This window comes from Kineosporia mesophila (genome assembly GCF_021129235.1).
In the GTDB taxonomy this organism is placed as follows: Bacteria; Actinomycetota; Actinomycetes; order Actinomycetales; family Kineosporiaceae; genus Kineosporia; species Kineosporia mesophila.
In genome coordinates, this window is record NZ_JAJOMA010000036.1 from 1 (window position 1) to 12,493 (window position 12,493).

Consider the following 12,493-nt stretch of genomic DNA (forward strand, 5'->3'; position numbering starts at 1 on the left):
CGGGGTGGACAGCCTGGCGGTGGCGATCGGTACGTACCACGGCCTGTACCCGCCGACCCTGAAGCCGGAGCTGAAGCTTGACCTGCTGAAGAAGATCAAGGCGGCGGTCGGGATCCCGCTGGTGCTGCACGGTGGCTCGGGCAATCCCGACGACGAGATCGCGCAGGCCGTGAAGCTGGGCGTCAACAAGATCAACATCTCCAGCGACATCAAGGTCGTCTACCACAACAAGATGCGGGAAGTGCTGCTGGAGAAGGGGCTTCGGGAGCCCAACAGCATCCAGCCGCCGTGCATCGACGCCCTGAAGGAGGTGGCCGCGCACAAGATCGAGCTGTTCGACGCGGCCGGCAAGGCGAAGCTGTACTGAGATGACCTCCCGAGTCGTTCTGGGCCTGGGGGGCTGTGTGGACTACGAGATCAGGCTCACCTCCCGTGGCCTGGAGCGGCTCGTGCGGGAGCACGGGGTGCGGGTCGCGGACCTGGAGCATCAGGGGTATCCGGAGCATCAGGATCAGGGGACGCCGGTGGTCGCCTCGATCACGGATGAGCGGGACCTGCTGGTGTCGGTGCTGCGGTACCTCCGGCGTGGCGGCGGAGGGGAGCACTTCGTGGCCTCACCCGCGGCGCTGGAGAGTTTCGCGGCCCGTTTCCCCCGCTGTGTGGCGCTGGGCGGCACGTCGGTGCGGGCCGGGTTCACCCTCGATCGTCTGGGCCTGGCCTCGACGCTGCACCTGGTGACGATGAACGAGCATTTCCGCCGGCTGTTGCCGGCGAGCACCGATTACGTGTGCAGTTCCCCGCACGACAGCCTCTACCCGCACCTGATCGTGCAGTACGAGGCCGGGCTGCGGGTGCGGGCCGGGGACATCGACCTGGTGGCGCCGTTCCCGAACCGGCTGATCTACGTGAACGACGTGGCCAACGAGGAACTGCTGCTCAGCGACGAGCTCGGGGCGTTGCTGGCCGATGCGCGGTTGTTCCTCATCAGCGGGTTCAACGCGGTGCGCGAGGCCGATCTGCTGGATGCGCGCCTGGGCACGATGCACCGGGACATGGAACGGCTGCCGACCGGCGCGTTCGTCTACTACGAGGACGCCGCGTTCCACGAGCCGGTGTTCCGGGCCCGGGTGCGGGAGGCGGTACTGGGCCGGGTCGACGTGTACGGCCTGAACGAGGACGAGATGCAGGCCTACCTGGGGCGTGCGGTGGATCTGCAGTCCGCGCCCGAGGTCGGTGCCGCGCTGGGCGAGCTGCACCGGCTGATCCCGGCACCGGTGCTGGTGGTGCACACGAAGTACTGGTCGGCGGCGCTGGGGTCACAGGCCCCGCAGTACGTGGGCGCGCTGGAGGCCGGGATGCTGATGGCCAGTGTGCGCTACCTGCACGGTGACACGTTCACCGACGAGCAGATGTCGGCCGTGGCCGCACTGCCCCGGCGGGAACGGTCGGCCTCGTTCGCGAATGAGCTGGAGGCGCTGGCGGCCCTGTCGGGTGCGGTGCTGCGCTGTCGTGCCGCCTGGGCGCTGGAGACCGGGGTGCCGACCACGGTCGGTCTGGGCGACACTTTCGTGGGTGGGTTCCTGTCGGCGGTTCTCCGGGAGAGAGCGAACGTATGGACGTCGTAGAGCTTCCCTCGAACCGGCCCCCCGAGCGCTTCTACCGCGGCGGGGCGGGCATCGTCTCCTTCCGGGGTGAGCCCGGCCCCGCCCCCGCGCGCGAACCGGAAGACTGGGTGGCCTCCACCACCACGTTGTTCGGGGAACCCGCCCTGGGCCGCAGCACGCTGCCGGACGGGCGCTCGCTGGCGGGGGCGGTGGCGGCCGACCCGCTCGGATGGCTGGGCCCGGCGCACGTGCAGGCGTTCGGTGCCGACACGAAACTGCTGGTCAAGCTTTTGGACGCCGGTCAGCGGCTCCCGGTGCACGCCCACCCTCACGGGTCGTTCGCGGCCGGTCATCTGGGACGCGCGCACGGCAAGGCGGAGGCCTGGTACATCCTGACCGGCGGCGTGGTGCACCTGGGACTGCGCGAGGACATCGGCGCCGACGAGCTGGCCGCGCTGGTGCGGGGACAGGACACCGAGGCCCTGCTGGAATTGCTGCACCGGGTCGAGGTGCACCGCGGGGACGTGGTGTATGTGCCGCCGGGAGTGCTGCACGCGATCGGTGAGGGCGTGTTCCTGGTCGAGGTCCAGGAACCCGAAGACCTGTCGATCCTGCTGGAATGGAAGGGTTTCGAGCTCGACGGTGCTCGCGACGGGCATCTGGGCCTGGGCTTTGCGGTGGCTCTGCGGGCGGTGGAACGCACGGCCCGCACGATCGAGGAGATCGCGCTGCTGGTGGGTCCGGCCGGGGTCGGTGAGCAGGTGCTGCCGGAGGCGGCGGGGGAGTACTTCGTCATCGAGCGCGTGCGGGTGGCGGGTTCGGCCGTGCTGAGCCCGGGATTCGCGGTGCTGGTGGTGCTGTCGGGGGCGGTGGATCTCTCGGCCGGGACGATGACGCGACTGGTGGCGGGCAGCACCACGGTCGTGCCGTACGCGGCGGGGGAGCTGCGGGTGCAGGGCGAGGCCGAGCTCCTGGTGTGCCGGCCCCCGTCCTGAGGTCATCGTGGGCAGGCCGTGCCGTCCTGGCGCACGGCCTGCCCACGATGGTGAGGGCAGACGAGGGCCATGGCCGCGATCCGGACGGGTCGACCGCCTCGGTGCCCACCGCGGGACCGGGCGGTCGGGCGTCCACCATTCGCTGTCTGACACCATGTCCGGCGTGGCTGAACTGGTGATATCGCTGGACGACCTCTCCGATCCGCAGGTGATCGCACTGCTGGAGGGGCATGTGGCGCAGATGCGGGAGGTGTCACCGCCCGAGAGCGTGCACGCGCTGGACGTCGAGGCGTTGCGGGCGCCCGCGATCTCGTTCTGGGCAGCGCGGGACGGCGACGAGGTGGTCGGGTGCGTGGCGCTGAAGCGCCTGGACGACGACCACGTGGAGCTGAAGTCGATGCGAACGCTGCCGGCACGCTTGCGGCAGGGGATTGCCGGGCAGCTGCTGCGGCACGCCGTGAACGAGGCGCGGGAGGCCGGGTACAAGCGCATCAGCCTCGAGACCGGCAGCGAGGACTTCTTCGAGCCGGCCCGCAGCCTGTACGCGCGGTACGGGTTCGTGCAGGCCGACCCGTTCGCCGACTACACGAACGACCCGAACAGCGCGTACTTCAGCCTGCAACTCTAGACAGCCGGAAGCGCGCAAGAGCCCCGGCCGTCCCTGGAGGGTAGGGACGACCGGGGCCTACGGTGCGAGGGGTCAGCTCGCGAGTTCGTAGTTCTGGTTCAGCGCCGCGCCGCGCTCGGGCTTGTAGAGGTCGAAACCGCGCGGGTCGCACTGCAGTCCACCGTTGATGCAGTGCTTGACCAGGGCGGACAGGGTGGGGGCGTCCCAGCCGTTGAAGAAGTCGTAGTGCCAGCTCCAGTCGGTGCCGCTGGACAGGTGCACCTTACTCATGTCACCGGAGACATTGAAGGCCATCTTGAACTCGACCATCGGCACGGCGACCGGGTGCGAGGACGGGCAGACCTTGCGGTAGTTCTCGTACACCGGGTAGGCCATGTGGCTCTTGTGGTCGGCCGAATCCAGGTGCACGCCGTCCCAGCAGCTGGGGGCCTGCATCCGGATGTTCAGATAGCTGCCCTCGGCGCAGTGGTCAGGAATCTCGAAGTTGTCGGCGCTGTCGCCGCACTCCCAGCCCTCCACCGTGCCCGGGTGGTTCTCGAACTCTTCCCTGGTCTGGGTCGGGCTGCCCACCACGTACCGCAGGCCCCGGGGAAACGCCTGCACCGTGCGGTAGTCCGAGACCCCGGACTTGTAGTAGATCGTCTGCTTGTACGCGGTCGTCACGAGCTTGTCGCCGTTGAGGACCGAGGGGTGCCAGTACCCGGACTTGTCGCCCGGGGTGATGCAGCTGGTCTTGCCCGACTGCAGCGACGTCGTCGTGGTGTCCGCGTCCGTGGTGCTGGAACCCATGAACGTGTGCAGGTGCGAGGCCCCGGTCATCCCCGGGAACACGATCGGGTCGTTGGCCGCGTGATGACTCATGTAGCAGTTGGCCTGGAACTCGTGGTGCGTGGAGACATCCGGGCCCGGATTGAAGCTCTGCTGCGGCGCGATGCCCTTCACCGCCGGGGAGACCGTGTCGGACTCACCCGGGTCGAGGTTCGGCCCGTACGCCGGCTGCGCGGTCATACCGGGCATGTTGTGGTCGTTCGGGGCATCCGGCGTCGCCGTGGGCGCGGACGGGTCGGCGCTCGCCGTCGCGTCCGGCCCGTCGTCATCACTCACGCCGGGGGGAGCCTGGTCGGCGGGCTTCGTCGCGGTGGGCTCCGTCGCGGTGGGCTCCGCCGGGACCGGGGCGGCGGAGGTCGTGGCGGTCGCCGCGCTGTGGTGGCCCTTCATCCCGGCCATGCCGTTCACCGAGTGGTGCCCGGAGGTGTTCTGGGCGCTGAACGCGGGAACGCCGCTGGACACGGCGACCAGCACTCCCACGAGCGCGGCCCCGGCCACACTCCCCGCCACCGTATAGCGTCGTTTCACTGTTCGCGGTTCCCTTCGAGACGCCTTCGTGCGGACGCTCCGAAGTCTGGCTGTGCAGCAGCTGCGCGCTCGCCGGTCCCGGGTCCCACATGAAGGACGACCCGGGCCCAGTTCCGTAGGCCCCCTCAGACCTCTCCCTGCCAGCGGGCCACGGCCTCGGTACGGTGCCGCACCCCGAGCTTCGCGTACACATGGTTCAGATGGTTCTTCACCGTCTTCTCCGACAGCACCAGGTACGCGGCGATCTCCCCGTTCGTCATGCCCTTGATCAGCAGGTCCATCAGCTCGCGCTCGCGGCGGGTGAGATCGAAGCGGATGCGGGCGGCGGACTCCCGTTCGGCGCGCCCGCGCAGCTGGCGCACGGCGACGGCGGCCGCGACCGGGGCCAGCCAGCCCTCACCGGCGGCCACGGCGCGCACGGCGCGCAGGAGTTCGTCGCCGCCCAGGGAGTTGTGGCTGAGGAACCCGCTGGCGCCCTGGGCCAGGGCCGCTGCGATGACGGCGTCGCTGTCGTCGGAGGTCAGCAGCAGCACCCGGGTCAGGTCAGCCAGGTGGGAGAGCACCTGCAGGCCGTCGGCGACCGGCATCCGGTGATCCAGCAGGGTGACGTCGGGCCGGTAACGGGTCACGACCTCCACCGCGGCACGCCCGTCACCGGCCTCCGCGATCACGTCGAGGCCGCCGAGCTCGAGCATGGCCCGCAGGCCCGCGCGCACCATCGGGTTGTCGTCGACCACCGCGACCCGGATCGTCATGTGCGGACCCTGTCAGACATCGGTGCCATCGCTCCAGCCGGTGCCCACAACACCACCTGAGTACCACCGACGGCCCCCAGGTCGTCGCCGGAGAAGACCCGCAGGCGCCCACCGATCTGCCGGGCCCGCTCCGCCATGCCGACCACGCCGTAGTGCCCGGCGGCCGACAGATGGTTCAGATCACCGGGAACGGTGAACCCGTGACCGTCGTCGCGAATCGTCAGACGCAGAGTGCTGCCCTCCCGCACCAGGTCGATCCAGGCGTGGGCGGCACCGGAGTGGCGGGCCACATTGCCCAGGGCCTCCCGCACGATCCGCAGCACCTCGTGCCGCACCGGCAGGGCCGCCTCGACGTCAGCCAGATCGGTGTCGGCCCGCAGACCGGTCCTGACCGCCCACTCCTGACAGGCCCGCTCGATGGCCTGAGCCAGGCTGGCGTCCAGATCGTCGGCGCGCAGCATGCCCAGCAGCTCCCGCGCCTCGTCCGCCGCCGTGCGCGCCCCCTCGGCCACCGTCCGGGCCAGCTCCGCGGCCAGCTGCGGACGCTGCTGCACCGCCTGGGGCAGCGACGTGGCCGCGAACGACAGCCCCCGCAGGGTCTTCTCGACCGAGTCGTGCAGTTCCCGCGCCACCCGCGTGCGCTCGGCCGCGACCGCGGAACGCTCGATCGCCTCCAGCGCCGAACGCGCCAGGTTCACGTGCCGGATCACGGCGGCCCGGGCGGTCGCAGAAGCCAGACCGACCAGGACGTAGAGCGTGGGGACGCCGGTCAGGTACACCGCCAGCGTGGCGGGAACGTCGTCGGCGCGGATGATCCAGGCCACCACCGCGTACGCGGCGACCGTCTGCACCACCCAGACCGGCCAGGCCCGCAACCCGGCAGCCACCCCGAACACGGCCGCCGACCCGCAGGAGAACGAGAAGAACACCGGCCCACCCTCCATCAGCCCGGCGATCGCCGCGCCGGCCACCAGCTCCACCAGCACGAACACCGGCCACCGCACGACCGCCACCGGGTGCCGCACCAGAACAGCCAGCTCGGCGGCGGTTACCGTGCCCGCGACCAGCGTGCCCAGCAGCAGGGTCCGCGGATCGGGCTCGATCAGGACAGCCGCCACGACCAGCATCAGCGTGGCACCCAGCCGCAGCAGCAGCACGAACTGGCAGAGCCCCGCCACACTCTCGGTCGCACCACTGACCCAGTGCTGCGGCTCCACGAGCTCACGGGCCCGGCGACGGGAGGGGGACAGGCCGTTCATGCGGGCAGCATAGGGTGACGCGCCGGTAGTGCCCCACGCCCGTGAACCCCCCTGGCCCGATCACGAACCAGCAAGGGGACGCAACGGGTCGCGACGCAGATGCGTGACACAGACGCCGGGCACTGAGCTCGAACGGGAGGAACAGGGGATGCGGGTGCCAGGTGGCTGGGGCGAATGGAGCGCGCGCCAGATGGCGATCGCGGTCGTCCTGCTGGCGATCTTCGTGGGCGTGGCCGCCGTCGTGCCCGTACTCATCCAGCCCGGACACGACCCCGCACCCCAGGCAACACCGACCCCGCAGGCGAGAAGCACGTCCACCATCTCGCCCACACCCACCACCCCGGCAACCCCCACACCGACCCCGCCCCCGACCCACACCCCCACCCCCTACCTCGTGCGCCCCGCCGTGAAGGCCCGCCCGCCACACACCCCACCCCGCGCCGTCTACCAGGAATTCCCCAGCGTCTGCGCCCCCGTACGCACCACCACCCACGCCCCCGTCACCGGACTGGCCCCCACCGGCACCCACTACGACGTGTTCGGCAGCACCGCCACAGCACCCGCAGCCCCGGGAAAGGTCCCGACAGCAGCGTCCTCGTGCCTGAACCCCGGCGACCGCTCGACCTACTGGGTACCGTCCCTGCTACAGAGCGGCCGGCGCATCGAACCGGAATCGTTCCAGGTCCTCCACAAGGGCGTGGTGCGCGACTACACCAGCGTGCAGCTCATCCCGGCCGGACTACGGATCCTCGCCGGAGGCACCGGCGCCGCCCCCTCCTCAGCGGCCGACAGCTCGGTCACCTGGGCCTGCACCGACTACGACGCACCCGCCCCACCAAAAGCCTCCACCTGCCACGACGGCGACAAACTGATCGCCTGGATCGCCGCCCCCGGATGCTGGGACGGACGCCACCTGGACGTCCCCGGACACCGCTCACACCTGGCCTGGGCCTCCGGGGAAGGATGCCCCGCCAGCCATCCCGTCGTCATCCCGACCCTGCTGGTACGCGTCGTCTACCCGATCGACGTGACCGCGCCCGTACGGATCTCAGGCGGCGACTACGGATTCGGGGTCGTCAGCGGATGGCAGCCCAAGGTCCTCAGAGCCCTCGTCCGCGACTGCATCAACGCAGGAGAGCACTGCGGGGAGAACGGCACACCGAACTGACCCCCCGCCGGCACGACCAGGCCGGCCGTGGCGAGCAGAAGGACGCGCTCGCGGTGCGCGGAGGCCCAGATCGGCCTTCCCCGAAATTGAGTGGCGATATGAGCATCACACAGTGCAATCTTTACATCGATTGCTGCAATCTCTTGATCGCTGTGGGAAATGGTCGGCCCACTGATCGTCACGACACCTCGACTGAACGGCTGAACTGGGCTTTTTCGTGGAATGGAGGCTATCTTTCGTAGCTGTCGAGAGGTGGCGGTATCCGCGTCACCGGCGCTGCGGATACTGACCGATTAACTACGAGGAGTAACGGGATGGATATCGACATCGTCACCACCACCGGGGAGCAGTCCGTCGTGACCCTTTCCCGCAGCGGTGACGGCTCGAGCGTCGATGTCTGGTACTGCGATGTGCGGCACGCGCACATCCCGGTCGAGGAACTGCGGGGCTGGCTGGCCCGCCGGGGTTCCCTACGGGAGCCGGGCCGGTGGGGACGGGTGGAATTCACCGTTCAGCAAGGGCGGACACTGCTCACCGTCCGCCCGGAGGTCGTCGACCAGCCTCTCGTACTCACAGATCTGTCGCACCTCACCCGGAACTGAATGCGCGACCGGGTGTCTTACCGCCCGGCTGTCCCGATCGACGAGAACGGGCGGCCACCAGGACCACCGATGAACCGATTGATGGGAGAGCGGTCATGTCCGCAACCGAGGTCAACCTGCTGAGTAACGACGACGATTCCCTGGACTGGAGGAAGTCCTCGTTCAGCGCCGTGAACGGCAACTGCGTCGAGATCGCGTTCCGCGCCGGCGGTGGCGTGGCCGTGCGCGACACCAAGGCCAAGGGGCTCGGGCCGGTGCTCAGCTTCGGCAACGACGAATGGTCGGCGTTCCTCGACGGCATCGCAGCCGGCGAGATGCGGGGAGCCTGAACCGCTTCCGTCGTACCCGGGGTTCTCGCGAGCCCTGGCACCACCTCAGTAGGTGACGAGTACCTGGTCTGCACGCATCGCCGGGACGGGGCGAGGCGCGGAGGCGAGGCGGACGGCCGCGTGCCCTGAACGCACACCGACCGCCCAGGCCGAGTACTCCGAACCGGAAACACCCGAACATGCACACTCACGGGGTGTGCCAAGAAGAATTTCGTGCTGCCCGCTGCCGGGCGGGAACCCGGTCTCCTGGAAGGCCACCCGCCCGGCACGGCCCACCCGGGGCGTGACGTCGAACGGGAAACCTGGCATCTGTCGAGGCTAGAAGCGTCGACGCCCGGTGTCCGGCAGTTGACCAAATCGTGACCTGGATCCAGGCATCCTTTTCCGGGTCTCAAACGTCAGAGCGGTTTCGCCGTAGGGTCGTTCCCGTGTTCACGCTCCGGAAAGCCACCCCCGACGACGTGCCCGCCCTGCTCGAGTTCTGGCGTACCGCCGCTGAGAACGCCGCCCGGCCGGACGATTCCGGCACGGCCGTGCAGAACCTCATCACCCGCGACCCGGATGCCCTGATCCTTGCCGTGGATGCCCACGACCATCTCGTCGGCACGGTCGTCGCCGGCTTCGACGGCTGGCGCTGCCACCTCTACCGCCTGGCCGTTGCTCCCACCCACCGCCGCCAGGGCCTTGCGACCGCCCTCATCGACGCGGCCGAGCAGCGCTTCCGCGCCCTGGGCGGTACCCGCTCCGACGCGATGGTGCTCGATGACAACATCCCTGCCCAGAGTGCCTGGTGGGCAAGGGGTTACCGACTGCAGGAGGAATGGTCGCGCTGGGTGCGGCCGCTCTAGCTCTCCCGCAGGTGACGGGCCGCGGCCACCCGCAGTACCTGGGCCACGAGCACCAGCCCGACCACCAGCGCCGCCAGGCCGGCCCAGCCCCCGGCGGCGAAGAACATCCCGCCGGCCCATCCGACCACGCTCGACCCCAGGTAGTAGAAGAGGTTGTACAACGAGGCCGCCTGAGCCCGCCCGGTCCGGGCCCGGGCGCCCACCCAGCCCGAGGCGATCGCGTGCGCACCGAAGAACCCACCGGTCAGCGTCACCAGCCCGACGATGATCACCGCCAGGTTCCCCGCCAGCGTCAGCAGCACTCCCACCGCCATCACCCCGGACATGAACGCCAGCACCCGGCCCCGGCCGAACCGCCCCACGATCCGCCCGGCCTGCCGCGAGCACACCGTGCCCGACAGATAGGCCAGGAACAGCAACGACGTCACCGCCGCGCTCAGCCCGAAAGGCGCCGCCTGCAACCGGAAACCCAGATAGTTGTAGACCGCGACGAACCCGCCCATCAGCAGGAACGCCTGCGCGTACAACGTCACCATCCCCGGGTCACGCAGATTCACCCGCACGTGATGCGCGACATCCCGCACCCGCGTGTGCGTGTCCCGCACGAAACCCCGCGCCGGGGGCGCCAGCACCACGAACAGCACCGACGCCAGCGCCGCCACCACCCAGGCCAGCCCCACACCCCAGCGCCATCCCCACAGCTCACCGGCCGGCCCCGAGATGATCCGCCCGCTGATGCCCCCGAGCGTCGTGCCCGAGACGTACGTGGCCGCTGCCACCGCCGCCTGCGACGGCCGGATCTCGTCGTGCAGATACGTGATCGCCAGCCCCGGGATCCCACCCAGCGCCACCCCCTGCAGCACCCGCAGCACGATCATCCCCTCGAACGAGGGAAACACCGTCCACGCCAGCCCGAACACCGCCGCCGCCAGCATCGCCACCCGCATCGCGGTCAGCCGCCCGATCCGGTCCGCCACCCACGACCAGGGCAGTACCCCGATCGCCAGACCGATCGTCCCCGACGACACCAGCAACGCCGAGCGCGCCTCCGAGATGTGCAGATCCGCCGCCACCAGCGGCAGGGCACCCTGCGGCGCGTACAACGCGGCGAAGCACGCCACCCCCGCCGACAACAGGGCCAGAAGGATGCGCCGGTACTCCCGGGAACCCTCCGCGTGACCCTCCCAGAACTCGGTGATCAGAACGCTCGACGGTCCATCCATCAGCACGCCGGCAGGAGAAGTCTTCACGCTCCGGACGCTATGGGCGGCCCTGACCTAGCTCAAATGCATGAATGAGCGCAACGCATAGCATCAATGCATGCATCATCTCGATGAGCCGCCACCCGACCCCGCGCAGCTCCGCCGGATCCTCGCCGCCCTGCCCCTGCTCACCGCCCTGGTCGACACCGGCGGCATCTCCGCGGCCGCCGACGAACTCGGCGTCCCCCAGTCCACGGTCAGCCGCGGCCTCGCCCGTCTCGAGCACCACCTCGGCTGCGCCCTCATCGACCGGGACGGGCGCGGCGTCCGCCTCACCGCCGCCGGTGCCGAATTCGCCACCACCACCCGTCGCGCCCTCGACCTCGTCACCGAAGCCGTCACCCAGATCCGCGACGACGAAGCCCGCCGCGCCAACCGCGTCTCGATCGTCTTCCAGAACTCCCTCGGTCGCGCCGTGGTCCCCGCCCTCGTCAAGACCCTCGTCGACCGCCGCCCCGGCACCCGCGTCGACCTGCGCCAGGGAGGTCGCGCCTACTGCCTCGCCGAATTCGACGCCGGAGCCGACCTCGTCCTGGTCTCCCCACCTCCCGACCCCACCGAAAACGTCCTCACCGTCAGCCTCTACACCGAACACCTCGTCCTCGCGGTCGCCCCCAACCACCGCTACGCCCACCGAAAAACCATCCGCCTGGCCGAACTCGACGGCGAAACCACCCTCGCCCTGGCCCCCGCCTACGGACTGCGCGCCATCACCGACACCCTCCTGCGCGAGGCCGGAGTGCGGGTGGCCACCGCCTTCGAAGGCGAAGACGTTCTCACCCTCCGCGGGCTCGTCGCCGCCGGCCTCGGCGTCGCCATCGTCCCCCCACTCGGACCCACCCCCGACCTCATCGAGATCCCCATCGACGACCACCGCGCCACCCGCGAACTCACCGCCTCCTGGCGCGCCACCGGCCCCCGAAGCCCCGCCCTCGCAGCCCTCATCGACGTCGTCGCCTGGGACCGCACCTGGCTGCCCGAACACCCGGCCTAGGAAAACCTTCAGAACGCAGACACGCCCCTCTGCCGCTCCCGGCGGGCCAGTGCACCGATCACCGCCGACTGACCGTGCCGGCGGGCCGCCAGACGGGCCAGCAGCTCCACCACCGGCTCGAACACCCCCGCCGTGAACTCCGGCGTCGCCACCCCGATGCTCAGCGCCAGGTCATCGGCATGTACCACCACCTCCAGCATGCGCGTCAGCAGAAATGCGTCCCGCCGCAGCGCCCACCCCTGCCACGGCAGGCCCGCCAGCTCGCCTACGGCATCGCCCGTCAGCAGGGTGGTCACCTCGCGGGCGGCGGTCGCGGTGGTCTCCCTCAAATGGTGGACGCCCCAACGCGCCTCTTCGTCGTAACTGCTGCGGTCGTTCTCGGGGTCGTCGGGAGAGGTCGTCGTCACCCACACCGCCCGCGCGTAGTGCTCATCGGCGCCACCGCTCAGTACCGGGAAGCCGGTGGGCGTGGTCAGGAGCTGATGCGCGACCGTCACCTGCCGGTTCAGGTGACAGGCCAGTGCCCCCACCGACATCTTGGCCAGCGCGCTCTCCTGGTCCCAGCGGTCGGCGAGCGCCGGCTCGGCGATCAGCTGGGCCACCGGGGGCAGGGCATCGAGGAAGGTGGTGTCGTAACGGTTCACGATGTCAGTCACGAAGCTCCATGCTGGCAGCGACGAGGGCGTGGCAACA

At 70.0% G+C, this 12,493-nt stretch carries 15 protein-coding genes; 9 read left to right on the forward strand and 6 right to left on the reverse strand.

Annotation, left to right across the window (positions count from 1 at the left end; genetic code table 11):
* From LR393_RS32240 to LR393_RS32255, 4 genes are all read left to right on the forward strand, one after another.
* Nucleotides 1-367 (forward strand): class II fructose-bisphosphate aldolase (locus LR393_RS32240; protein ID WP_231488995.1); only part of this gene is annotated, 367 nt, incomplete at its 5' end.
* A 1-nt stretch (nucleotide 368) separates the two neighbouring features.
* Nucleotides 369-1,625, forward strand: coding sequence for an ADP-dependent glucokinase/phosphofructokinase (locus LR393_RS32245; RefSeq protein WP_231488996.1), 1,257 nt, complete (start codon nucleotides 369-371; stop codon nucleotides 1,623-1,625).
* The gene (locus LR393_RS32250; RefSeq protein ID WP_231488997.1) at nucleotides 1,613-2,599 is read left to right on the forward strand and encodes a class I mannose-6-phosphate isomerase; all 987 of its coding nucleotides are present in this window, start codon (nucleotides 1,613-1,615) and stop codon (nucleotides 2,597-2,599) included. Before LR393_RS32245 ends, LR393_RS32250 begins: the two co-directional genes overlap by 13 nt.
* 172 nt (nucleotides 2,600-2,771) lie before the next feature.
* Nucleotides 2,772-3,227: a GNAT family N-acetyltransferase gene (locus tag LR393_RS32255; RefSeq protein ID WP_269328242.1), complete on the forward strand. Its 456-nt coding sequence runs from the start codon at nucleotides 2,772-2,774 to the stop codon at nucleotides 3,225-3,227.
* A 72-nt stretch (nucleotides 3,228-3,299) separates the two neighbouring features.
* Here LR393_RS32255 and LR393_RS36785 read toward each other — a convergent pair whose 3' ends face one another.
* The 3 genes from LR393_RS36785 to LR393_RS32270 all read right to left on the reverse strand — a co-directional run bounded on the left by LR393_RS36785 (nucleotide 3,300) and on the right by LR393_RS32270 (nucleotide 6,597).
* Nucleotides 3,300-4,445 carry a DUF1996 domain-containing protein gene (locus tag LR393_RS36785; protein ID WP_407937372.1) on the reverse strand — a complete coding sequence of 382 codons (1,146 nt, stop codon included), beginning with the start codon at nucleotides 4,443-4,445 and terminating at the stop codon, nucleotides 3,300-3,302.
* A gap of 263 nt (nucleotides 4,446-4,708) precedes the next feature.
* Complete coding sequence (locus tag LR393_RS32265; RefSeq protein WP_231489000.1) at nucleotides 4,709-5,338, reverse strand: response regulator; 630 nt, start codon at nucleotides 5,336-5,338, stop codon at nucleotides 4,709-4,711.
* Nucleotides 5,335-6,597 carry a sensor histidine kinase gene (locus LR393_RS32270; RefSeq protein ID WP_231489001.1) on the reverse strand — a complete coding sequence of 421 codons (1,263 nt, stop codon included), beginning with the start codon at nucleotides 6,595-6,597 and terminating at the stop codon, nucleotides 5,335-5,337. Before LR393_RS32270 ends, LR393_RS32265 begins: the two co-directional genes overlap by 4 nt.
* Before the next feature lie 148 nt (nucleotides 6,598-6,745).
* Between LR393_RS32270 and LR393_RS35970 the strand changes: the two genes are divergently transcribed.
* From LR393_RS35970 to LR393_RS32290, 3 genes are all read left to right on the forward strand, one after another.
* Nucleotides 6,746-7,765 carry a DUF1996 domain-containing protein gene (locus LR393_RS35970; RefSeq protein ID WP_269328237.1) on the forward strand — a complete coding sequence of 340 codons (1,020 nt, stop codon included), beginning with the start codon at nucleotides 6,746-6,748 and terminating at the stop codon, nucleotides 7,763-7,765.
* Nucleotides 7,766-8,079: 314 nt separating this feature from the next.
* Nucleotides 8,080-8,367 (forward strand): hypothetical protein, encoded by a 288-nt coding sequence (locus tag LR393_RS32285; RefSeq protein WP_231489002.1) that lies wholly within the window; start codon nucleotides 8,080-8,082, stop codon nucleotides 8,365-8,367.
* Between the two features lie 95 nt (nucleotides 8,368-8,462).
* Nucleotides 8,463-8,696 carry a DUF397 domain-containing protein gene (locus LR393_RS32290; RefSeq protein ID WP_231489003.1) on the forward strand — a complete coding sequence of 78 codons (234 nt, stop codon included), beginning with the start codon at nucleotides 8,463-8,465 and terminating at the stop codon, nucleotides 8,694-8,696.
* A 45-nt stretch (nucleotides 8,697-8,741) separates the two neighbouring features.
* Here the strand turns inward: LR393_RS32290 and LR393_RS32295 are convergent, their stop codons facing one another.
* Nucleotides 8,742-9,005: a hypothetical protein gene (locus LR393_RS32295; RefSeq protein ID WP_231489004.1), complete on the reverse strand. Its 264-nt coding sequence runs from the start codon at nucleotides 9,003-9,005 to the stop codon at nucleotides 8,742-8,744.
* A gap of 59 nt (nucleotides 9,006-9,064) precedes the next feature.
* Here LR393_RS32295 and LR393_RS32300 point away from each other — a divergent pair, with 59 nt between their 5' ends.
* Nucleotides 9,065-9,544: a GNAT family N-acetyltransferase gene (locus tag LR393_RS32300; protein WP_345718642.1), complete on the forward strand. Its 480-nt coding sequence runs from the start codon at nucleotides 9,065-9,067 to the stop codon at nucleotides 9,542-9,544.
* Here the strand turns inward: LR393_RS32300 and LR393_RS32305 are convergent.
* A complete protein-coding gene (locus LR393_RS32305) occupies nucleotides 9,541-10,794 on the reverse strand; it encodes an MFS transporter (RefSeq protein WP_231489006.1) in 1,254 nt (417 codons plus the stop codon). The genes LR393_RS32300 and LR393_RS32305 overlap by 4 nt on opposite strands.
* 70 nt (nucleotides 10,795-10,864) lie before the next feature.
* On the opposite strand from LR393_RS32305, the gene LR393_RS32310 reads away from it, so the two are divergent.
* Nucleotides 10,865-11,800, forward strand: a complete 936-nt coding sequence (locus LR393_RS32310) for a LysR family transcriptional regulator (protein ID WP_231489007.1) — start codon at nucleotides 10,865-10,867, stop codon at nucleotides 11,798-11,800.
* 8 nt (nucleotides 11,801-11,808) lie between these two features.
* Here LR393_RS32310 and LR393_RS32315 read toward each other — a convergent pair whose 3' ends face one another.
* Entirely contained in the window at nucleotides 11,809-12,456 is a 648-nt protein-coding gene (locus tag LR393_RS32315) for a hypothetical protein (protein WP_231489008.1), read from the reverse strand.
* Nucleotides 12,457-12,493: the final 37 nt, after the last annotated feature.

What these genes read in the sequence shown, in the direction of transcription:
- LR393_RS32245 (WP_231488996.1), top strand. Translation starts at nt 369, where the DNA reads ATGACCTCCCGAGTCGTTCTGGGCCTGGGGGGCTGTGTGGACTACGAG.
- LR393_RS32250 (WP_231488997.1), top strand. Translation starts at nt 1,613, where the DNA reads ATGGACGTCGTAGAGCTTCCCTCGAACCGGCCCCCCGAGCGCTTCTAC.
- LR393_RS36785 (WP_407937372.1), bottom strand. Translation starts at nt 4,445, where the DNA reads ATGAAGGGCCACCACAGCGCGGCGACCGCCACGACCTCCGCCGCCCCG.
- LR393_RS32265 (WP_231489000.1), bottom strand. Translation starts at nt 5,338, where the DNA reads ATGACGATCCGGGTCGCGGTGGTCGACGACAACCCGATGGTGCGCGCG.
- LR393_RS32270 (WP_231489001.1), bottom strand. Translation starts at nt 6,597, where the DNA reads ATGAACGGCCTGTCCCCCTCCCGTCGCCGGGCCCGTGAGCTCGTGGAG.
- LR393_RS35970 (WP_269328237.1), top strand. Translation starts at nt 6,746, where the DNA reads ATGCGGGTGCCAGGTGGCTGGGGCGAATGGAGCGCGCGCCAGATGGCG.
- LR393_RS32285 (WP_231489002.1), top strand. Translation starts at nt 8,080, where the DNA reads ATGGATATCGACATCGTCACCACCACCGGGGAGCAGTCCGTCGTGACC.
- LR393_RS32290 (WP_231489003.1), top strand. Translation starts at nt 8,463, where the DNA reads ATGTCCGCAACCGAGGTCAACCTGCTGAGTAACGACGACGATTCCCTG.
- LR393_RS32295 (WP_231489004.1), bottom strand. Translation starts at nt 9,005, where the DNA reads ATGCCAGGTTTCCCGTTCGACGTCACGCCCCGGGTGGGCCGTGCCGGG.
- LR393_RS32310 (WP_231489007.1), top strand. Translation starts at nt 10,865, where the DNA reads ATGCATCATCTCGATGAGCCGCCACCCGACCCCGCGCAGCTCCGCCGG.